This is a genomic window from Haloleucobacter ellipsoideus, from assembly GCF_052491725.1.
Genome location: NZ_JBQWAR010000017.1, coordinates 1 through 17,696 on the forward strand (window position 1 = coordinate 1; position 17,696 = coordinate 17,696).

General features: G+C 61.8%; 27 protein-coding genes. 2 read left to right on the top strand and 25 right to left on the bottom strand.

Annotated features, from left to right (window positions below):
- Positions 1–378, bottom strand: a 378-nt coding sequence (locus ACT6QG_RS05165) for a phage tail tape measure protein (RefSeq protein WP_444976512.1), incomplete at its 3' end; no start/stop codon positions are given.
- On the opposite strand from ACT6QG_RS05165, the gene ACT6QG_RS05170 reads away from it, so the two are divergent.
- Both ACT6QG_RS05170 and ACT6QG_RS05175 read left to right on the top strand, forming a co-directional pair.
- The gene (locus ACT6QG_RS05170) at positions 353–751 is read left to right on the top strand and encodes a hypothetical protein (protein WP_444976513.1); all 399 of its coding nucleotides are present in this window, start codon (positions 353–355) and stop codon (positions 749–751) included. The genes ACT6QG_RS05165 and ACT6QG_RS05170 overlap by 26 nt on opposite strands.
- An 8-nt stretch (positions 752–759) precedes the next feature.
- Positions 760–1,293 carry a YccF domain-containing protein gene (locus tag ACT6QG_RS05175; RefSeq protein WP_444976514.1) on the top strand — a complete coding sequence of 178 codons (534 nt, stop codon included), beginning with the start codon at positions 760–762 and terminating at the stop codon, positions 1,291–1,293.
- Positions 1,294–2,320: 1,027 nt separating this feature from the next.
- Here the strand turns inward: ACT6QG_RS05175 and ACT6QG_RS05180 are convergent.
- From ACT6QG_RS05180 to ACT6QG_RS05295, 24 genes are all read right to left on the bottom strand, one after another.
- The gene (locus ACT6QG_RS05180; RefSeq protein WP_444976515.1) at positions 2,321–2,449 is read right to left on the bottom strand and encodes a hypothetical protein; all 129 of its coding nucleotides are present in this window, start codon (positions 2,447–2,449) and stop codon (positions 2,321–2,323) included.
- Positions 2,449–2,754, bottom strand: a complete 306-nt coding sequence (locus ACT6QG_RS05185) for a phage tail assembly protein (RefSeq protein WP_444976516.1) — start codon at positions 2,752–2,754, stop codon at positions 2,449–2,451. Before ACT6QG_RS05185 ends, ACT6QG_RS05180 begins: the two co-directional genes overlap by 1 nt.
- Positions 2,755–2,761: 7 nt before the next feature.
- Positions 2,762–3,277, bottom strand: coding sequence for a phage major tail tube protein (locus tag ACT6QG_RS05190; RefSeq protein ID WP_444976517.1), 516 nt, complete (start codon positions 3,275–3,277; stop codon positions 2,762–2,764).
- A gap of 65 nt (positions 3,278–3,342) precedes the next feature.
- Positions 3,343–4,785, bottom strand: coding sequence for a phage tail sheath family protein (locus ACT6QG_RS05195; RefSeq protein WP_444976518.1), 1,443 nt, complete (start codon positions 4,783–4,785; stop codon positions 3,343–3,345).
- A gap of 240 nt (positions 4,786–5,025) precedes the next feature.
- A complete protein-coding gene (locus ACT6QG_RS05200) occupies positions 5,026–5,580 on the bottom strand; it encodes a DUF4376 domain-containing protein (RefSeq protein ID WP_444976519.1) in 555 nt (184 codons plus the stop codon).
- The gene (locus tag ACT6QG_RS05205; RefSeq protein WP_444976520.1) at positions 5,577–6,467 is read right to left on the bottom strand and encodes a hypothetical protein; all 891 of its coding nucleotides are present in this window, start codon (positions 6,465–6,467) and stop codon (positions 5,577–5,579) included. The genes ACT6QG_RS05200 and ACT6QG_RS05205 overlap by 4 nt, the downstream gene beginning before the upstream one ends.
- 2 nt (positions 6,468–6,469) lie before the next feature.
- The gene (locus ACT6QG_RS05210; protein WP_444976521.1) at positions 6,470–7,504 is read right to left on the bottom strand and encodes a hypothetical protein; all 1,035 of its coding nucleotides are present in this window, start codon (positions 7,502–7,504) and stop codon (positions 6,470–6,472) included.
- Complete coding sequence (locus ACT6QG_RS05215; protein ID WP_444976522.1) at positions 7,504–7,689, bottom strand: hypothetical protein; 186 nt, start codon at positions 7,687–7,689, stop codon at positions 7,504–7,506. Before ACT6QG_RS05215 ends, ACT6QG_RS05210 begins: the two co-directional genes overlap by 1 nt.
- Positions 7,686–8,081, bottom strand: coding sequence for a hypothetical protein (locus ACT6QG_RS05220; protein ID WP_444976523.1), 396 nt, complete (start codon positions 8,079–8,081; stop codon positions 7,686–7,688). Before ACT6QG_RS05220 ends, ACT6QG_RS05215 begins: the two co-directional genes overlap by 4 nt.
- Complete coding sequence (locus ACT6QG_RS05225) at positions 8,078–8,596, bottom strand: hypothetical protein (RefSeq protein WP_444976524.1); 519 nt, start codon at positions 8,594–8,596, stop codon at positions 8,078–8,080. Before ACT6QG_RS05225 ends, ACT6QG_RS05220 begins: the two co-directional genes overlap by 4 nt.
- Entirely contained in the window at positions 8,568–8,759 is a 192-nt protein-coding gene (locus ACT6QG_RS05230; RefSeq protein ID WP_444976525.1) for a hypothetical protein, read from the bottom strand. The genes ACT6QG_RS05225 and ACT6QG_RS05230 overlap by 29 nt, the downstream gene beginning before the upstream one ends.
- Before the next feature lie 10 nt (positions 8,760–8,769).
- Positions 8,770–11,064, bottom strand: coding sequence for a hypothetical protein (locus ACT6QG_RS05235; protein WP_444976526.1), 2,295 nt, complete (start codon positions 11,062–11,064; stop codon positions 8,770–8,772).
- Positions 11,061–11,699, bottom strand: a complete 639-nt coding sequence (locus ACT6QG_RS05240; RefSeq protein ID WP_444976527.1) for a phage tail protein I — start codon at positions 11,697–11,699, stop codon at positions 11,061–11,063. Before ACT6QG_RS05240 ends, ACT6QG_RS05235 begins: the two co-directional genes overlap by 4 nt.
- Positions 11,696–12,601 carry a baseplate assembly protein gene (locus tag ACT6QG_RS05245; RefSeq protein ID WP_444976528.1) on the bottom strand — a complete coding sequence of 302 codons (906 nt, stop codon included), beginning with the start codon at positions 12,599–12,601 and terminating at the stop codon, positions 11,696–11,698. Before ACT6QG_RS05245 ends, ACT6QG_RS05240 begins: the two co-directional genes overlap by 4 nt.
- A gap of 11 nt (positions 12,602–12,612) precedes the next feature.
- Positions 12,613–12,984 carry a GPW/gp25 family protein gene (locus ACT6QG_RS05250; protein ID WP_444976529.1) on the bottom strand — a complete coding sequence of 124 codons (372 nt, stop codon included), beginning with the start codon at positions 12,982–12,984 and terminating at the stop codon, positions 12,613–12,615.
- A complete protein-coding gene (locus ACT6QG_RS05255; RefSeq protein WP_444976530.1) occupies positions 12,984–13,166 on the bottom strand; it encodes a hypothetical protein in 183 nt (60 codons plus the stop codon). Before ACT6QG_RS05255 ends, ACT6QG_RS05250 begins: the two co-directional genes overlap by 1 nt.
- A gap of 1 nt (position 13,167) precedes the next feature.
- Positions 13,168–13,437 carry a PAAR domain-containing protein gene (locus ACT6QG_RS05260; protein WP_444976531.1) on the bottom strand — a complete coding sequence of 90 codons (270 nt, stop codon included), beginning with the start codon at positions 13,435–13,437 and terminating at the stop codon, positions 13,168–13,170.
- Positions 13,434–13,949: a phage baseplate assembly protein V gene (locus tag ACT6QG_RS05265; protein ID WP_444976532.1), complete on the bottom strand. Its 516-nt coding sequence runs from the start codon at positions 13,947–13,949 to the stop codon at positions 13,434–13,436. Before ACT6QG_RS05265 ends, ACT6QG_RS05260 begins: the two co-directional genes overlap by 4 nt.
- The gene (locus tag ACT6QG_RS05270) at positions 13,927–14,685 is read right to left on the bottom strand and encodes a hypothetical protein (RefSeq protein ID WP_444976533.1); all 759 of its coding nucleotides are present in this window, start codon (positions 14,683–14,685) and stop codon (positions 13,927–13,929) included. The genes ACT6QG_RS05265 and ACT6QG_RS05270 overlap by 23 nt, the downstream gene beginning before the upstream one ends.
- 1 nt (position 14,686) lies before the next feature.
- Positions 14,687–15,067, bottom strand: coding sequence for a hypothetical protein (locus ACT6QG_RS05275; protein WP_444976534.1), 381 nt, complete (start codon positions 15,065–15,067; stop codon positions 14,687–14,689).
- On the bottom strand, positions 15,054–15,212 hold the full coding sequence (locus tag ACT6QG_RS05280) for a hypothetical protein (RefSeq protein ID WP_444976535.1): 159 nt from the start codon (positions 15,210–15,212) through the stop codon (positions 15,054–15,056). The genes ACT6QG_RS05275 and ACT6QG_RS05280 overlap by 14 nt, the downstream gene beginning before the upstream one ends.
- A complete protein-coding gene (locus tag ACT6QG_RS05285) occupies positions 15,212–16,234 on the bottom strand; it encodes a major capsid protein (RefSeq protein ID WP_444976536.1) in 1,023 nt (340 codons plus the stop codon). The genes ACT6QG_RS05280 and ACT6QG_RS05285 overlap by 1 nt, the downstream gene beginning before the upstream one ends.
- A gap of 11 nt (positions 16,235–16,245) precedes the next feature.
- On the bottom strand, positions 16,246–16,620 hold the full coding sequence (locus ACT6QG_RS05290) for a head decoration protein (RefSeq protein ID WP_444976537.1): 375 nt from the start codon (positions 16,618–16,620) through the stop codon (positions 16,246–16,248).
- 8 nt (positions 16,621–16,628) lie between these two features.
- Complete coding sequence (locus ACT6QG_RS05295; RefSeq protein ID WP_444976538.1) at positions 16,629–17,693, bottom strand: head maturation protease, ClpP-related; 1,065 nt, start codon at positions 17,691–17,693, stop codon at positions 16,629–16,631.
- Between the last annotated feature and the right edge of the window lie 3 nt (positions 17,694–17,696).

Sequence of the window (17,696 nt, forward strand, 5' to 3'; positions counted from 1 at the left end):
CTTCAGACCGAACTGGCCTGCCGCAACGGCAACCTTTGTCAGATCCTCAGCGGCCACGGGGATGCGCTCGGAGAGAGCCATCAGGTCGCGGCCAAACTGCTTCACCCCATCTGCACCGGCGGCAAAATCCACCACCTTGGATACGTCAGCCAGCGCGCTTTCAAACTCCATCGCGGCCTTGGTCGGGGCCTGTAGCGCCTTGTAGAGAGTGATGCCGACTGCGGCGGCTTCCACAACCCTTCCGCGCATTTCGTCTAACTGACGATTGTTTTCCTTCAGCTTGCGTTGCAGGTTGTTGATGCCCGCAGTTACAGCCTTAGATGGCCCGGTGACGCGGTCAACAAGAGACAGGATGAGCTGGGAGGTCATCGTGGCCATAGGGGTGTCCTTTCGCGACCGCATGAGGCGCGTTGCTTTGGGTCTGGGTACTATTGGGTGCGCTCTAGCAGGCGCGACCGCCCCTTCTTCGGCGCAGGAAGTCCCGCGCTACGATCCTGAAGGCTGGTGCAAGCGAGTGGCGGAAAGCGGCGGAGGCTCCAGCGAGTGGCTGAAGGATGCTTGCCTTGAGCAAGAGCAGGCCGCCTATGACAAGCTGAAACCTCAATGGGGCACGGTTCCGAAGAAAACGCGCTCTTGGTGCAATCAGGTTGCCACAAGCGGCGGGCGCGGCTCCTATGTACTGCTAGAGCAGTGCATCGATATGGAGTTCGCCTCCAAGCAGAAAAACGATAATTCCAAATTCAAATTTTGAGGCGAGAAATGCGGTTCGCGGGCAATGTCATCTGGTTTGTATTTGGCGGGGCGGTCATTGCCCTTATCTGGCTGATTGGCGCAGTTATATTTGCCGTCAGCATCGTCGGGCTTCCTGTGAGCAGGGCGGCCTTCGAGATGGCGAAGATGACTGCCTTCCCATTTGGGAAGGATGTGGTTCATATTCGCGAGCTTGATGGGAAAGGTATTACCGCCACGACAGCAGTAACCGGGACCATCGGCTTTATTGCCAACATAGTGTGGGCATTTAGCTTTGGATGGGTGCTGTTCTTGTCCTATCTCGTAGCCGGCGTAATTAACTGTATCACGATTATTGGCATTCCGTTCGGGATCCAGTCGTTCAAGCTGGCGGGTATCAGCTTCTGGCCAGTTGGCAGGCGCGTCGTTCCAAAGGAGCTCGCTCATGCCGCGCGCGTCAGGAACGCTCAGGACAGGCTGAGTAAATATCGAAATGAGGAGCCGGGGGCGGATCGCGCGGTTCAAATTGAAGTTCGTGAGACACAATACCTGCCGCCAAGATAGCCCAAAACAAACAGAGCCGCCCTTAGGCGGCTCTGTTGTTCAGTGTATTGGCTTGCGACTGATGACCTTGCCGATCACCAGCCCGCCATACCGATGCGGGACATAGCGAGGCTCGCCGCGATGTGAACTGGTCAATACGCGCCACGCAGAATAGATCATGCGCGGGACAATTAGTACCTGGTACGATATGTCGATATATCTTTGATTTTCCGATTTGTATCTAAATTCACGATCTCAAGCATCCGATCAGACCGGAAAGTCCGTTTCTCATCACGAAGGAAACACCAGCATTCATACCGCGTTACACCCCCGCTTTTCCGCCATCTATCGACGTAAATATCTCGCGTCGTTGTAGAGCCATCTTCATCCATATACTTTATGCGGAATTGAGGGTAGGCGGTGCCGTCAAAGCGATACTTGTTATGGTCATACTCTCGTGTATAGGCCCCGACAGAAACAGATAGGCCGCCCCCAATAGGGCGTTTAGAGTATGAGACGGTATTCCATCCCGCACTGCTGTCAGATTTGTTTTTGCTGGTATCCCATGCCGCACCAGATAGCTTAGCGGGAGCTGCGGGCGGCTCAGCTTGAGACGGTCTTTGATCGGCCCGCCTTTTGGCGAGCCAGTTTCTGATGAAAAGTCGCCAAACTAGGTACGCGAAAAGCGCGACCAGAACCAACTCTGCCATATGACGCCCTTTTTGCGGCGACAATGACATGAGACGCAACCCAAGGTCGAGTCATCCTTTGGTGGCCAGCGCCTTCGCCATCAACTGTCTGATTGCCTCTAGCCTTGTGGGCTTCGGCTCTGGCTGAGCGGCTATCAATGCGTCTAGGGTGGCTATGGTCTCATTAGGCACACGAACTGGCGTCGTCGCAGGCTTTGTCCTCCCTGCGAAGCCGCCTACTGGAACCAAAGGGCCGATCAACAACACTACGCGTGATAGACCGCAGCCGCCACCCAAGCCTAGGCCGGCCCCGCCACCACCACCAAAACCGCCTAAGAAGTGAATGAAAGCGCCGAGGCTCACCCCTTCGGCGCTTCCGCCTCCAGCATCTCAATCATGGCCGAATGGTTGGCAAAGAAGTCCTCTGCCCACCACTCCATGATCTCAGTGAATGATTGATGCAGATGACGGGACATTTGCACGGCCATCAGTCGGAAGGTTCCTTTGCCTTCTCCGCGTCCGCCGCCGCCTTGATCCGAGCGCGAGCCGAACGCCCCAAAAAAGGCTGCATAGCCTCCCCAAGTGCTTCAAAGTCATCCACGGGCAGCTCCTCAATCACCGGCAGAGGCACGCCGCAGACACTGGCGAACATTGCCATGCTCTTGCGGACCTCGCCTTTGACGGAATCCATGGCCACCAGGTCTTTCCCCTTCAGCTTGCGCAGATTGAGGACGGTATAGGTCTTGCCTTCAAAGGCGACGGGCTCGGACAGGGTAAAAACATTGTCGCTCATGGCATCCTCAGATCATGCGCAGAGCCGCGGCCTTGCCGGGCTGCTGGGTCTTGCCGTTGATGGTGATGGTGAAATCATCGAAGGCGAACACTTCGTTGCCATCGACAACGAGCCGGCCTTCATGCACGGCCAGCTCGTATTCGCTTTCGGACTTCTCGCCGGTGGCCCATTCGCCTCCGTCGATCTTCTTGAAATCCGCAACCATTTCGAAGCGAGCTTCGTGCTCCCGGCCATCTTCGCTTTCGAGATACCCATAGGCGATTATGTTGCGGTTCGAGCCGGTGCCGATGCCGTAGAGGTTCATCACCGCCGGGTCGAAAGCGGTTTCCTTGAAAGTGGTGGTGGTGACTTCATATCCCATCGCCACTTCGCGGGGCTTAATCATCCCGGCGTTGCGGAATTCTTCCATCGTGCGTTCCAGCACTGGGATAGTGATGGAATTGCACTGTCCGATGCGCACGTCGCCATCAATGGCGAGCGAGCAATTCTTCAGGATGTACGCGGGTTTGCGATTGCCAGCCATATCGGCCTCTCAAAAAGAAAGGGCCGCCAAATGGCAGCCCTGTTGCATGGGAATGATGGGGATGATCAGGCCATCTCGCTGATCTCGACAACACCACGGATGGAGTTGTAGAGCAGCTCATAGGCCAGCGTGTGATTGCGATAGGCGTCCACTCGCAAATCAACGATGGGGGCGGGTGGCTCGTACTTCATCCCGAATTTCAGGATGCCCTGCACGCCATCGTCCGCCGTCTGCCCGTCCAGCAGCCAGAAGTCGGAGCCGGTGAGGATCACACCTTCATCTTCCAGCCGCTTGAGCGTGTTCCGGCCAGACATCAGCATCAAGTCAATCTGAGCCTTGCTTTGGGGGCGGTCGATGAAGGTGAGGAAGGCTTCCTCAATCGCCTCATTGACCAGATCGGCCACGCGCACGACAGGAACGAACTGCCAGAGGGGATGATCCGCGCAGGTCCACACGCCCCATGCCCGAAACCCGCCCGCGCCGTCGATATTGGCCCGGTTGACGATGGTGTTGACGCGGTTGAAGTTGAGGTAGTTCGCCTCTTCGCCATACTCGATGGGCCGGTTCACGCCGGCGATGCCATTGATGACGATGTTCGACCCTGCGTAATGCGGCCCCTGTTCCTTGTCCATCTTGGCCTGAAGGCCCGCGAAGATGGTGCTGGAAGGTCGGGGATAGTTGATGCCATTGACGCTCTTCAGCGAGCGCGGATCACAATAGGCCACACGCTTGGAACCGATGAGCTGGCGCGACTGCACCGCAGCCTGATTGGTGCTGTCCGGCCCGTCGGTGTAGATCATGGCCCGCAGCTTCTCAGCCACGCCGATCATCTCCGCGAGGATCGGATTGAGCGTCTGGCCAATGGTGCCGGTGAATGTTGCGCCTGTGCCCTTGCCATCGGGGTCATTGACCGTGAACACCAGATCGCCAGTATAGCCCCAGCCGGGCTTGGCGACTGCGACGGCAGTGATCGCGCCCTCATCACCGATAACCGGCGTGAGCACTGCGCCCTGTCCGGTCGTGCCCGCCACCGTGATCGTGGTTTCGGCGGAATATCCCCCGCCCGGCACCGTGACGGCCACAGCCGCGATGCCGTCAAGCGCCGCGACTGTGGCATAGCCAGCCATCGAGATCAGCTTGGGCCGGGGCAGCCCCTCGCTGGTCGCCTTGAGCAGAGAGTGGACGCCGGTCTTGCGACTGAAATCGCCCACCATTGCCGCCGTGGTTTCAGCCGGGGTCGCGCCCTTCTTGACCAGCGAAATGACGATGGAATTCAGCGTCTGGTCGTAGAAGCTGTCAATCTCTTCCTTGACCTCTTCCGGCAGCTTGGCCGCGTCAGAAGCTTTGGAAACCAAAAACGGCTTGTCGAAGCTGTATCCGCTCGGCAGATCAGCCTCGGCAATGGGGATGACCATACCGCCAGTGCTGGTATTGCGAAAGCGCGCAATGGTCGCTTCTTCGGCGCTCTGGAATACCCGAGTGCCGTGGTGACTTTCGATAGAGGCCATGCGGCCCTCCTTTGGGCATGAAAAAACCCGGCTCGCGAGGGCGACCGGGCATGAAAAAAGCCCCTCGAAGGGGCTGGTGCTTTTGTTGGGTTGATTATGACGCAGGGGAATGCCAGCCTGCGCCGATGTCAGACTTCAGCGAATACGCATATTCCCAAGCCAGAGAATTGGCAGAGCAGGCCCGCCAGAACGGTATGACCGACCTCGCCTATCTGCTCGAAATGGCGGCAGAGGAGGCGCTCAATCAGCCCAGACAGCAGCCGCCCGCGCGGCGGCCTCAGCTTCTGCCGCCGCCACCGCATCCTTGATCGCTCGCGCCTCAAAGATTAGCCCCTGCTTGTGCGCCATGGCCGCCTGGCCGAACGCGTAGACCGTCTGGGCGTCCATCGGGATCAGGCTGTTATCCTCGGCGATCCAGGTGAAGTCGCTCCCCGCCCCATGCCAGCGCAGGTCGCCCGGCTGGGCACCGGCGACCATGGCACCCAGAGCGGCCACTGCCGCCCCGGCGATATTCTCACGATCTGACGGGCGGGACTGGTAGCGCACGGACTGGAACTCGAAGCCGGCGTCCGTGCGGCGGTCGCGCTCGGCATCCACGCCTGCGCACAGTTCGCCCTTCAGAGCATCCAGATCAACCGGCTCTGGTGACGGAGGTGTGAACGTCTCCCCATCCCACAGCCAACCGATCTGCGCGCCATCAGCGGGGACTAGCGTATGGCCGGGGAACTCAAAATCGGGACCGGCAACGATGATGTTGGTGGCGACGCCAGAGGCATCAATGATAGCATAATTCATGCCTTGAGCCTCCACACAAATACCGCGCCACCGGCACCGTCTGTGCCACGACTGCCATCGGTATAATTTCCGCCTCCGGCACCACCGTTACCGCCAAATCCGACACCAATCTGCGGCAAAAATGGCAGATCAATAGTACCCCCCACCATGCCGCTGCCTGCCCCGGTAACTGTTTTGAGCACTAATAGTGCATCGCTAAACGACGATGCGCCCCCAGCGGTACCGGCGGTGCCAGCAGAGCCACCGCCAGACGCCTTCGCGCCACCGGCTCCACCGGCACCGCCAGCCCCAACAATGACATTCACGGTTGCAGGCAACCAGGCGGCCGGGATTATACCCAATACCGCAGATCCCGACCCGCCGCCGCCGCCATTACCGCCCGTATCTTTAGATCCAGATGCCCCGGACGCTCCATTCGCGCCGCCGCCCTTGCCGCCATTGCCGTTAGCGTTTGTGATGGACCCGCCATTACGTCCGCCACCGCCACCGCCACCGCCACCGCCGCCGTCCACAGTCACTACAAAATAGAGGGCATCATCTGCGTCCTTCGTAAACGTCCCGCTTTGGGTAAACTCATTAAGAACCACAGTCGTGCCACCAGCCAGCGCCGCGATAGCCAGCGCCACATTAGCCGGGTCCATGATCTTGCCAGTAGCCACACCGGCAACGGCCTCTGCCGGTGTGGCAAACTCCGGCACTGTCGGGATCTGCCCCGCATGTGCGATTTCTCGCCATTCCGTGGTGGAGGTCGCTTGCACCATGCGGCTCTCATTGGTGATCCAGATCAGCTCCCCGGCGACCAGCTCCCCCGCTGCCGCCACGGCATTGAGCCGGGCCCGCGTGGCTGTGGAGGGTCGCAGGCCCGCGCCTGTATTGCGTACCGCCATGCTCAGACCTCCCCGCCGCTGATCCGGGCGACAATCGTGCCACCGGTAATGTTGACATTATCTGCGGCCTGCTCTGCCATGCTGCGTAGCCCCAGATTGGCCCGGGCGGCGGCATCATCCGTCAGGTCTGCCAGATTGGCCGATTTGCTCAGTTTGCTCGCCAGATTGGTGGTGATCGTCGCGGCAAAATCCGGATCGTCCCCCAGTGCGGCCGCCAGTTCGTTGAGTGTGTCGAGCGCGCCGGGGGCTCCGCCGACGAGCGCTGCAATGGCCCCGCTCACAAATGCCGTGGTGGCAATCTGTGTGGTGCTGGTGCCTGCGGGCGCGGTCGGGGCCTTGGGCGCGCCGGTAAACACCGGGGAGGCCAGATTGGCCTTGGTGTCCAGCGCGGATTGCTGGGCAGACGACACGGGCAGATCAGCTGGGGCGAGATTGGCCACATTGGAGAGGCCGACATCTCCCTTGGTGAGGCTGGACCACGCCGGGGCCTCGCCAGCAGATGCGCCCGCACGCAGCACCTTGCCGCCATCCCCGGCCGCCGTGGCTGGCACATGCCGGTTGCCGTCCCCTGTGGGGTGGACATAGGCATTGGCACCGGCAGCAATGCCATTGAGCTTGGCCTTGTCGGTCGCGCTCATAAACCCAGCCGCTTCCGCTGTCGCCACATCATGAGCATGTGGAGAGGGCGGATAACTGGCCGGGCGATCCTGTACGCCGGTCCACGGCACAGTGTCGGCAGCCTCGGCTGCATCCACCTTGCCGTCATTATCGGCGTCGTACACGCTCCGGAGCATGTCGCCAGCACCGGTGTCTTCCAGTGCCGCATCCAGTGCAGCACGCGTGACAAACAGCCCCGGCCCGCCAATGCCGATGATCGATGTAGCGTTGCCCGAGCCATCATCGCCAACACCGATATAGAGCACATTGTCCTGCTCATTATAGGCCGGCTGGCCTGAGCGCAGGGCGGCAGGCGCACCGGGCGCACCGCCTGAGGGGCGGCGGGCAATGGAAACGTCTGCGGTAATGTTGACCGCCATCAGAAAAATCCTCCGGAGATATATACGCGCCCCTCACCCAGAGCGGGACCGGGCGGCCCCTGATCGCCGTCCCGTCCATCCTTGCCCTTGGGGCCGCGGCGGGTGGAGACATGGACCGATACGGTGTGACGCACCTGCGCTGTGGCTGTGACCTGACGGCGCACGACGGTGACAGAGACGGTCATGGGGTCCCTCCCAGCATTTCGGCAGGAGGGGCGTAGATCCGCGTCAGCGTGCCAGCCAGATAGTCTTCCGGCTCACCCCCCGGTGCGGTCAGGTCGATGACGTAATGCACCAGCCCGGCCGGGCGCAGCGCCTCGGTCTGTTCCGCCGTCATGCGGATCACCGGCACCGGGGCCGTGATGCCATCAGCAACCTCCACTGGTTCGATGCTGACCCCGTCGCCCTGCGCCAGCGTCAATCTCATCCCTGCGGTATCGTGCCAGATGTGCATGCGCACACCCCAGTCCGGCCAGTCGTCGGGCCGCTCCCCGGCAAACTGCACGTCCAGCACCAGTTCCCAGCTGTAGCCGGGCGTGATGGTGGTGACGGCGTTCGGGAGCGCGGCACGGCTCATAATGCCCCTCCCGACAGGCCACCGGTCAGAATGGCCTCAATCCGCGCGCGCTGGGCAGGCGTGACAAACACACGTGCTGTTGTCTCCGCCACCTTCGATGCAGAAACGCCGCCATCCAGCATCTGGTTGATCTCATCCTGTACACCGACAAGATCGGCCTCGGCCTGATCAATGGCATCGCGAAGGGCTTCGAGATTGACGGCAGTGACGGCCTTAAAGTCGTCCAGCAACACGGCGTTTTCAGCGGCGGTCTGCGCAATGTCCGCCGCCAGCTGAGACAGGCGGGTCTCTGCCTGCGCGATAACCGGGCCGATGGCCGTGTCGAGGCGCTCCAGGCCAAACAGCTTGAGCTCGTCGATCACATCCGAGAGTGTCTCGCGCTGCGCCTCCAGCCCCCGCAAACGGGAGCCCACAGACAGCATCACGGCAGACCATGTGGCCCGGTCCAGCACCGCCCGGTTGGGCGCGGGCGGGAACTGGTAATCGTTATCGGGGCCGGGCGCTGTCGATGACATCACGGCCCTCCTGCGCAACGATACGATTGAGGAACTCGCCCCGTGCCTGGTGTTCTTCTGCGCGGCTCAGGCGGACGCCGTCCACCCGCACGGACTGCATCAGGCGGAACACATAGTCCGTGGCGGGGTCATAGGGCTGGGAGCCCGGCGTTTCATCAGCCATTTCGGCCTCCTCAATTAACCATCAGGAACAGGTTTTCCCCGAACCACGCATCCACACCGGATTTCGTGCCCTCAATGAGCACCCGCACGGAGGTCACGTTCGGCAGCGCCGTAAACGTGCAGGTGAGGCGACGGCGCTTGGGCTTGTCAGGGTCCTGCCAGATACTGGTGTTTGTCGGTGTGTAGGTGGTGGCGCCCGCCATCAGCTTGACGCTGGCGGTGTGCTCACCCTCAACCCACTGGTCGATGGTCAGATCGACCGTGATCGATGTGGCCGTGACCCCGAGCGCCAGCGGCTTGGTGATCGCGCGCAGATCGCCGCGATGACGCCCGACCTCAACCCGCGCATACTCATCCAGCACAATGGATGGAGCGAGATCGGTCGTGCCAACCATGGTCAGCCGCAGATCCAGCGACGCGGGCAGACCGTAGAGAGCATCCGCCCCGTCCGGGCTGAATTCGCGCCATGTGTTGGAGTCGGAGGGCTTGAACTCCCATGTGGCCAATGTCCCGTCAGGAGCCCAGCCCGCCGCCAGAATGCGCAGATAGTCGATCCCGTTTTCCAGGGTGATTGGCTGGAAATCCACCACGGTGCGGGTTGAGCGGAATTTGGGGCCGACCAGCTCGAATTCGAAATCGTCGGTCAGGCTGGGCACGGCCCATGCCCCGTCCGACAGCTGGAACATGCTGCCCTCGGCGAATTTGTTGCCGGTGACGTAGCGGATCGAGTGCTTGCCGACCGTGATCGCATACCAGCCATAGCGCTCACCCGCCTCATACAGGCCCGGCCCCAGATCGAACTGGACCTGACCGGGCTTGAGAAGGCGATGCTCAACCGTGGCATTGCTGATGGTCGCGGCGATCTCGGGGCGGCCGGAATCGTCACACTCGCTGGTGAGCAGATGCACATCACCATCATTGCCAACAGAGGTAAAGCGCAGGCGAATACCGGTCAGGATCTGCGTCTGGCTGTTGAGCCATGTCTGCCCGTACACAGAACCGTTCAGGCCCACCGTGGTGGTTTTGTAGGACCAGTAGGTCGACGTGTAGGTATTCACGCTCACCTTCTGGACATCATAATTCTTGTGGCCGACCGAGTTCGGGTCCGCATTCCAGTTGGCGGATTTTGCATTGGTGCTCAGCCCGACAACCTGAAATGTCTCTCCCGCCACCGTCAGCTTCGAGCCGGTACGGGCGGCCTCCCCAACGGTTGCCCAGTCTTTCTGGTTTTCACAAACCGTGACCGTCGGCCCAAGTTCAATACTGGTGCGCGACACGGTGCGCTTGGTCGCCGTAACCTCGGTATGGGTCAGCTGGGAGATCAGCTTGGACGATTTGCCCCCGCTCACCGACAGACGGACAACCTCATCATAGGCTGGCAACAGGATATCGCCCTGGACCATGATGGCCGGATCAGCGCGGTTGCGCAGCGTGAGGCGGTCGCTGCGCTGATGGGCGAATGCAAACCGGATGCCCTCATTGACCCGCGCCAGCCACAGTGAGTGCTCCGTATCCCACATGTCCAGCGTGAGAGCCGGGTCATAGAAATAGGCGCGCGGGTCCTGTTCGAACACGCGCAGGGCGCGGCGCATACCGGAGATATCCCGGATCGCCTGCTCGAACACATCCTTGCGCACGGCATCGCGCTGGGCAGCGGCAAGGGCCGACAGATCGGTGCGCAGAGACGCCACGGACTCGGCAATCTCCCGTGCCCACAGTTCCAGCGCCGTGACCCGCCCCTCGACCTCGGACAGGGATTTCACGCGCCATTGCCCGCCCGGCACGATCTCCTGAATGCCCGTGGTCTTGACGCGGACAAAAGCGATGCAGGCGTCCGTCTCGGCAATCACCGGCTGGCTGGCCGGAGGCGGAACGGCAGAGCCCTGCTGGACCACCACGCGCAGGTCACGGTGCAGCACCACGGGCGTGGAGATGGAGACCGGCTCGGATGTTTCCGGATCAGTCGCGGTCTCGAATGCGCGCGCCTCGTGGATCTGGACATCCTCACCACGCAACACCAGCGCCAGCCATTTCTCGTCACTCGCGGCCATGGGGAAGTATGTGATGAGGTTGAGCGTGATCGGGGCGTCGGACGCCCACACGATCCGCCCCTCGAAATACCGCCCGGCGGAAATCTCCACTTCCTGCGCAGATTTGACCGATACCGTGAACCCGGCCCAATGCGCGGGATAGCCGATGGCGTCACCCACCACATCATCCAGCGCGGCGCGGGGATATTCCCCCATGCGGTTGTAATCGGCGGGCTCCAGATATTCGGCCTCGCCAACCTGTACGATTTTGCTCATAGCCGGATGCGGTCCTGATACTGACCAAGGACGCTGCCCGCCTCATCAAGCGGCAGTCCCTGATCAAGGGTTGTTGGAAGGCGGTGCGCAAACGTCACCGTGTAGGCCGGGGCCGGGCCCTTGGCCGTGGAAATGGCGGTCATAGCGCGCCGCAGGGGCTCGCGATCAATGGTGCGCAGGGCTGAGCGGCCCACAGCAGTGCGGCCTACACAGATCGCGCGGGCTGGTGCGCGCAATGCCGTTTTGAGCAGGTACCGCGCTACGAATGGCCTGTGGTTCACCGGGTGAATACCCGCGGCCAGCCGCCCCACCGGGTAGCGGGCGGGGTGCGCCACTTTGTGGACGATAGTCGCGTCCACAAATGCCAGAAACGGTTCCGCTGCTGCCCGCGTGCCGATCAGCCATGCAAGGCGCGGCCACTGCGCAATGAGCCGCCGCTTGCGTTCCTCGGGCCAGTCTGACCACCAGAGATGCACACCCTCATGCACGGCCAGCCATGGCAGCAGATCGGCTGGCGTTTGCATCGGGTCCAGCGCCTGCGCCAACGGCACAGGCAAATGGTCACTCATGGCATCAGCCAGCGCCAGCTCAAAAGGCCCGGCGTTAGGCGGCAACAGCCGCGATGCGCTGGTCATGCCTGCACCTGCACGGTGATCGTCACATCACCCAAAACAGGAATGGTGTAGGGATCCGGGGCAATGTCTGAGACCGGATGAACCAGATCCACGCGGACTATCGACGCGCCATAGGCTGCGCCGGACAGCAGGGAGCGCGGCACCTCAGCACCTATCTGGAGGCGTTCGGTTGCTGCGGCACGAATGCGCGAGACCACCTCCTGCCGTATCGTCTCCGCGTCCGGTCCAGATGGCACGACCACGTGCCCTGTAACCGCGTACACCCGTCGATCCGCCCGCCGCACATAAGCGCCGGTCGCCTCCGGCACCACATCGTCAGCGGTGCAGGCCGCGCGGACCACGGCCAATTCGTCGTCTGTGGAGTCGCGCCCTTCGGGTCCAGCGATGACAATATCCACGTCGCCAGCGCGCCCATGCACCGCATGACCGCGCACCGCCACATCATGGAGCCCCGGCCATGCCGTCAGTGCCTCCAGCCTGTAACGATCACGGGAGCCCGCAGCCGGGCGGGTCATCGCCAAAAGATAGCGGGTCAGCAGTCTGGCATCACTCTCCAGTACGGCGGGGGCGCTGCCGGTAGCGGGGGCCACAACAAGCCGCTCAACCCCAACGCGCGCAGCCACATTATCGAGATCAGAGCCTGTTGCCAGTGGGGCCAGAACCGCCTTGATGGCGTCATTCACCCGCGCCCGGTCCAGCAGTCGCAGATAGGACCACGCCTGCGAGACGATCACGACAGGGTCAGTCTCCAGCACCTCCACATCATAGGCCGGAAGGTCCGGGTAGATGGCGCGCAGATCGGCCCACGAGGCCAGAAACCGCGAGATAAATGAGGATTGAAGCCCCTCATAGTCCAGCGCTTCGATAATCAAAGGGGCAGGCAGGCGGGAAAGGTCGATCATATGACCTCCGATCAGGCAGCCAGAGCTACCGTAAATTCCCGTCTGCTATCGACGGTGCTATCCCCCAGGTGACCGCGAGGCATGTAATCACCGCCCATCATCAGGTGCAGTGTGCCGTCAACGGACGCCTGGACGATCTCGCATTTGGTGAGGCGGAATCGGGGCTCCCAGCGACGCAGGGCGTTGGCCGTGGCCGCATAAACAGCGAGGATCACCCGCGTGGTCATCGGCCGATCGACCAGTGCCGGAACCTCGCTCCCAAAATCCCGGCGCATGACACGCTCGCCCACCATGGTGGTGAGGATCACGGTAATACTTTGCTGGACGTGATCCCAGCCCCTGAGGATTTTGCCGGTGCGCCGGTCAATGCCGACCGCCGACATTATTCGGCCTTTGCCTTGGAGGGCGCGCGCTTCACTTCCGGCTTCGGCTCAGCGAGGCGACCTTCGTTCACGAACATGCGCGCCTGCTTTTCGGTGAGCTTGATCGTGCCGCCAGCCTCATGCCAGTCACCAAACAGAAAGCCGCTCGTCAGGATCGTGTAGTCTTTCACAGGGTCAGCCATGTCATGCCTCCGGGCTTGTCGCTGATGCAATAATCACGGCCCCGCACCCACAGACTGAGCCGTGGAGCGCGACCATCTTTCCTTCGATTTCAAGAACTGCGGACACTTGAGCCACAATCGGTGTCACGCCGTGTCCGGGTATGGGGCAGCTATGCAGGTCGCCCAATCTGGCGATGCGCCGCCCGTTATTCGCGTAGTGGCGGTCACAGGCTGAAATGATTGTGCCGCCATGATTGCTGGTATCCCCCAGCGTGGCGACAGGCTTGCTCACGTGAAGCGCACCACGCCGCCGGTCCTGAATGTCACGTCGCCGCCCACATCGTGAGCCACGTCACCCTCCGTCTTGTGGGTGCGCGCCTTGGCTGCCGTGGTTTCAGCCCCGTCTTTGTCGATCACTCCGCGATACCCGCCGACCGTTACCGCCAATTCACCAGCCCTGTTGTGCGGGCGGGCGTTATCCTCGGTATAGGCGCTCATCTCGATCACGCCGTCTGTCAGGTCGCCGCTCTCGGACACCACCTCAACCCATTGGCCTACGGTTGGCTCCGCCTGGATTTTGAGAGCGCCTGACGCCAGAGCCTTCACCTGGAGCCAAGGGCTGTCGAAAGCCTTCTGGCTGCCATTCTCTTCCCGCAACCGGACCCGATACAGCCCCTTTTCGGGGTTGGCCTCGATGATCCTCCCCTCACGCCGCCGGTTGCGATTGCGGCGCTCTTGCTCCGCCTTCTGCCGGCCAAGCCAAGAAATCATTTCAAGGAAATCATCCGGTGGAAGCTGGCTCATCGTTATCGCCCTCCCGTACCGCGTAGCCGAGCGCGGCGGCCTCAGCTGCGGTTTGGCCGAACGCCTGACGGATCGTGTCCACGGTCTCTTCCCCGCGCGTGCCCAGCATCATATCCAGAGTGGACAGCAATTCGGGGCGGTCACGCTGCACAAGGCGACGGAAGCGCATCAGCGCATGGGTATCTGCCAGCGGTTCGCAATAGACCGGATCGGGTTTGGCTTCCACTGTCACGCGCATCTGGCGGGCGGCGCGGCGAACCCCGTCATCAGCGCGGGCCACACGACTGCGCTCCAGCTTCAGGGCTCCATCTGACAGTTTGCGCCAGACCTCCGCCCATTCGTTGCCCGGATCGGTGAGAGCGCGCTGAATTTGCGTATCAATCACGTCCAGCGCGGCCTCAAGGCCGGGGTCGGTGGCTGGAATATCCATGTCCACGATCACATCTGTGCCCGTTTCCGGGTCGATTTCGACCATTTGCGCGGTCACGCCGCTCTCAAAAACCACCTCCAGAGCGCCATTCTGCCTAAGGTTGCGCGTGTCAATGCTCTCAGCAGAGCTGGCGTCCGTATAAATGGCGATGAATGGAGCGCGGGCCTCCGGGTCCACATCCAGCCTGCCATCCGCCGCCAGATCAATGGCGGCAATGGCGCTGTCACGGACGTTCTCACCGGCAAGTGTGCGGCCCTTCAGGGCTTCCTCAGCGGAAACCCGGAGCGCAAAGCGGATTGCGGACATTTCACCCTGCCTGATTGAGGACTAGGACCAGATCGCCTTCATCACGGTCATTGACCGTCGCGACCTCGTAGAATGGCTGATTTGCACGATCCAAGCGCCGGACGCGGTCGCCAACGGCGATATTCGGGCCGCCATATGTGGCGCGGGTGATGAAGACTTTCGCGGTCCCGGCACTGATCTTCACAGACCAGTCGCGCGCACCGCCACCAGAGGCGTTTGTTGCCCATTCATCGCCTTGCCGGACGGCGGCCTTGAACTCATGCTGTGGCCGGGATGGGTCAACCGCGCCCTTCTTTTGAGGGAAAAGGCGTAGCGTTTCATCCCAGATTGGCCCGCGCCCTGCTTTGGCAAGAGCGCGGAACCGTTCATCATTCGCCGCCATCGGGCTTTTCGGCCTCATCGGCCTTCCGGGCGTGGCGTTTGGCGCGGGGCTTGTCGTCATCCGGCTCCACCGGGGCAGGAACAGGCTGCCCCGGCTTCACCAAACGACCGTCCACGAAGGTGGGCTGGGTCGCGATTCCCGTCATCACACCTTGCCCTTAAAGAGGACTTCAGGGCGAGTGCAGACAAACATGGGATAGGAGTAAATCTCAATCCGATCCCATGCGTCGCGGCCCGAGTTGTCAGCCAGCAGCAGGCCATAATGGTCGCGCGCGCGCTGGTTGAGATAGGGCTTGAACTCATTCGCCGGGCTGAAAGCTGCCTTGAACAGTCCACGGATGCCACGCGGGAAAAAGCGAACATTGTCGCTGCCGATAGCAATAGTACTGCCATCATCGGAGCCGCGGAAGTTGATGAAGGTGATGCCTTCGATCTCAATCGAGGAATAACCCTCGATATTTTCCAGAGCGGCGGCGCGCTCAGTTCCCAGCTTGGTTTCCTTGATCTGCTTGTGGTTCACCAACAGGTCAAAGAAATTGTCGCCGCACAGGGCAACGATGCTGGCACCGGGGGCCCATGCGCCCTTGGCGGCCTTCATCATGGCACGCTTCAGGTCGCGGCACTTCTTGCGCACGTCCGTGTCTGCTGTGCCGAGGGCGAATGTCACCTCGGAAGGCGCGGAAACACCCCAGAAGTCGTACCAATCGATCAGCTCGGCGCCATCAGAGTCCAGCACCTTCCCCTGAATGGCCCCGAAGCGCATGTGCTCCCACGTCAGCTCAAGGTCGGCCTTGATGTCTGCCGTCCGGTCCGCAATCTCTTGCGTCACGTCGCGGGTCTGCACATCGAAGGGGAGCGCCGTCACAGCGGCCAGCTCGGCAGCATAGACGGTGGATCCCTTGGCAAGGCGGACGGTCTGGAAAGTGCGCAGGTTCGCGCCCTCCGGGACCAGTTCCACCGGCGCTTCACCCATTTCAGAGGTGGGGATCAGGGACATGGTGCCGCCCTTCGCCGCAATCGCAATGGTGCGGGAGCGGGAATAGACCGGCTCGAAGATGCCCAGAGAACCAAGAAGGCTGGGGTGAAAATCGACACGTTCCACGAGCTGTTCGTGGAAGTCGACAACGCCCCAAGCGTTCTGGTTGAAAATATCGGTAACGAGTGCCATGTGCCGTCTCCTCAGCGAGCGATGATGCCAGCGCCGGCCAGGGCGGCTAGGGCGGCGGTTTTCTGAACGTCCGTGGTCCCGGCCTTCCAGTGCAGCACATCGGCATGCACTTCAGTGTCGCGCAGGGTCAGGGTACGGGTGACGTCAGTGTCAGTCGCATCACAGCCCTCCCAAAGGATAGCCGCTGCGGTCTCACTGCCGTCCTCGCCATCCGGATCGAGCAGAGTGTACTTGCCGGACGCGGTGATCTTTCCCAGCACCGTGCCTGCCTTCAGGACGCCGGAGCCGGAGGCGATCACGCCAGTGCCACGCGAGCGGTAGCCATTGGCCTCGGATACGATGTAATGCGCTGCGCCAGTGCGCAGCTCTTTCTCAAGAATGGTCATGGATCACCTCAGCGGCGCTTGTTGGTGGCGGCCACAGCGGCGGCCAGAATGGCGGGGTCGCCCTTCTTGGGGGCGGACGCGCTGGCGGAGCCAATGCCAAGGCCCGCTCCATAAACCGGGGCGTCAGGGGCGGATGCGGTGGGCGCAGCGACAAGGGCCGTCTTGGCTGCGGCTACAGTCATGCCGCCGGATGCCAGCGCCCTTGCCAGATCCTCTCGGCCCTTGGCCTCATCCAGCGCCATGATGGCGTCGGTACGCTCACGGTCAGCCTTCTCAGCCTTCAGGGCTTCCAGCTCGGCGCGCATGCCGTCATCATCGGCCTTGGCCTGTGCGGCCTGCAATGCTGCAAGCTGGCGCTTCAGTTCTACATTTTCAGCGGCAATTGCATCCGCCGTGGTCTTGTCACCCATATTCGTCTCCGATTGAGGGGCAGTTGGTGCCGAGGCGGACGCCACCGGCTTCGGGTTCCAATGCTGCGCTTTCGCCATAGCCACGAGGGGCTGCGGTGCGCGGGCATAAATCTGGTAGGGGAAGGCCGCGACTGCTGGAGCGGCAGCGCCATCGATCTTGTCGGCAAATCCTTGGGCAACAGCTTCATCAGCCGTCAGCCAGGTTTCTTTGCGCATGATTTCGCGGCATTCGGCGGCGGTCTTGCCGGACTTCTCAGCGTAGAGGGCCGCATAACCGGCAGAGAGCGCGTCGAGTGCTTCAATGCTCTTGGCATGAGCAGCCGCATCACCGAATGTCACCCCTGCGGGGTCGTGGATCATCATGGTGGAGCCGGGCGACATGGTGACGGTCTGCCCGGCCATCGCGATCAAGCTAGCGGCAGAGGCGGCAATGCCATCCACCAGCACTTCAGTTTTGCCCTTGCGCCGGGCAAGCATGGCGTGGATAGCCGCGCCTTCCGTGGCGATACCGCCGCCGGAGTTCAGCACCACCAAAAGCGGTGCGTCATCATCATGGGCGGAAAGAGCGGCAAACACATCACCGTAGCTGAATGCGTCGTCCCCCCAATAGCCACCCACATCGCCGGACAGCGTTAGCCGCCCGTCGCTTAAAACACATGCCATATC

Excerpts from the sequence above, each read along its gene's own strand:
- ACT6QG_RS05285 (WP_444976536.1), bottom strand. The coding sequence starts at position 16,234 with ATGGCACTCGTTACCGATATTTTCAACCAGAACGCTTGGGGCGTTGTC.
- ACT6QG_RS05255 (WP_444976530.1), bottom strand. The coding sequence starts at position 13,166 with ATGGCTGACCCTGTGAAAGACTACACGATCCTGACGAGCGGCTTTCTG.
- ACT6QG_RS05245 (WP_444976528.1), bottom strand. The coding sequence starts at position 12,601 with ATGATCGACCTTTCCCGCCTGCCTGCCCCTTTGATTATCGAAGCGCTG.
- ACT6QG_RS05235 (WP_444976526.1), bottom strand. The coding sequence starts at position 11,064 with ATGAGCAAAATCGTACAGGTTGGCGAGGCCGAATATCTGGAGCCCGCC.
- ACT6QG_RS05280 (WP_444976535.1), bottom strand. The coding sequence starts at position 15,212 with ATGACGGGAATCGCGACCCAGCCCACCTTCGTGGACGGTCGTTTGGTG.
- ACT6QG_RS05265 (WP_444976532.1), bottom strand. The coding sequence starts at position 13,949 with ATGAGCCAGCTTCCACCGGATGATTTCCTTGAAATGATTTCTTGGCTT.
- ACT6QG_RS05215 (WP_444976522.1), bottom strand. The coding sequence starts at position 7,689 with ATGACCGTCTCTGTCACCGTCGTGCGCCGTCAGGTCACAGCCACAGCG.
- ACT6QG_RS05240 (WP_444976527.1), bottom strand. The coding sequence starts at position 11,699 with ATGACCAGCGCATCGCGGCTGTTGCCGCCTAACGCCGGGCCTTTTGAG.
- ACT6QG_RS05185 (WP_444976516.1), bottom strand. The coding sequence starts at position 2,754 with ATGAGCGACAATGTTTTTACCCTGTCCGAGCCCGTCGCCTTTGAAGGC.
- ACT6QG_RS05180 (WP_444976515.1), bottom strand. The coding sequence starts at position 2,449 with ATGGCCGTGCAAATGTCCCGTCATCTGCATCAATCATTCACTGAGATC.
- ACT6QG_RS05205 (WP_444976520.1), bottom strand. The coding sequence starts at position 6,467 with ATGGCGGTACGCAATACAGGCGCGGGCCTGCGACCCTCCACAGCCACG.
- ACT6QG_RS05195 (WP_444976518.1), bottom strand. The coding sequence starts at position 4,785 with ATGGCCTCTATCGAAAGTCACCACGGCACTCGGGTATTCCAGAGCGCC.
- ACT6QG_RS05295 (WP_444976538.1), bottom strand. The coding sequence starts at position 17,693 with ATGGCATGTGTTTTAAGCGACGGGCGGCTAACGCTGTCCGGCGATGTG.
- ACT6QG_RS05175 (WP_444976514.1), top strand. The coding sequence starts at position 760 with ATGCGGTTCGCGGGCAATGTCATCTGGTTTGTATTTGGCGGGGCGGTC.
- ACT6QG_RS05170 (WP_444976513.1), top strand. The coding sequence starts at position 353 with ATGAGCTGGGAGGTCATCGTGGCCATAGGGGTGTCCTTTCGCGACCGC.
- ACT6QG_RS05250 (WP_444976529.1), bottom strand. The coding sequence starts at position 12,984 with ATGTCGGCGGTCGGCATTGACCGGCGCACCGGCAAAATCCTCAGGGGC.
- ACT6QG_RS05200 (WP_444976519.1), bottom strand. The coding sequence starts at position 5,580 with ATGAATTATGCTATCATTGATGCCTCTGGCGTCGCCACCAACATCATC.
- ACT6QG_RS05275 (WP_444976534.1), bottom strand. The coding sequence starts at position 15,067 with ATGGCGGCGAATGATGAACGGTTCCGCGCTCTTGCCAAAGCAGGGCGC.
- ACT6QG_RS05190 (WP_444976517.1), bottom strand. The coding sequence starts at position 3,277 with ATGGCTGGCAATCGCAAACCCGCGTACATCCTGAAGAATTGCTCGCTC.
- ACT6QG_RS05225 (WP_444976524.1), bottom strand. The coding sequence starts at position 8,596 with ATGTCATCGACAGCGCCCGGCCCCGATAACGATTACCAGTTCCCGCCC.
- ACT6QG_RS05220 (WP_444976523.1), bottom strand. The coding sequence starts at position 8,081 with ATGAGCCGTGCCGCGCTCCCGAACGCCGTCACCACCATCACGCCCGGC.
- ACT6QG_RS05270 (WP_444976533.1), bottom strand. The coding sequence starts at position 14,685 with ATGTCCGCAATCCGCTTTGCGCTCCGGGTTTCCGCTGAGGAAGCCCTG.
- ACT6QG_RS05210 (WP_444976521.1), bottom strand. The coding sequence starts at position 7,504 with ATGGCGGTCAACATTACCGCAGACGTTTCCATTGCCCGCCGCCCCTCA.
- ACT6QG_RS05230 (WP_444976525.1), bottom strand. The coding sequence starts at position 8,759 with ATGGCTGATGAAACGCCGGGCTCCCAGCCCTATGACCCCGCCACGGAC.
- ACT6QG_RS05290 (WP_444976537.1), bottom strand. The coding sequence starts at position 16,620 with ATGACCATTCTTGAGAAAGAGCTGCGCACTGGCGCAGCGCATTACATC.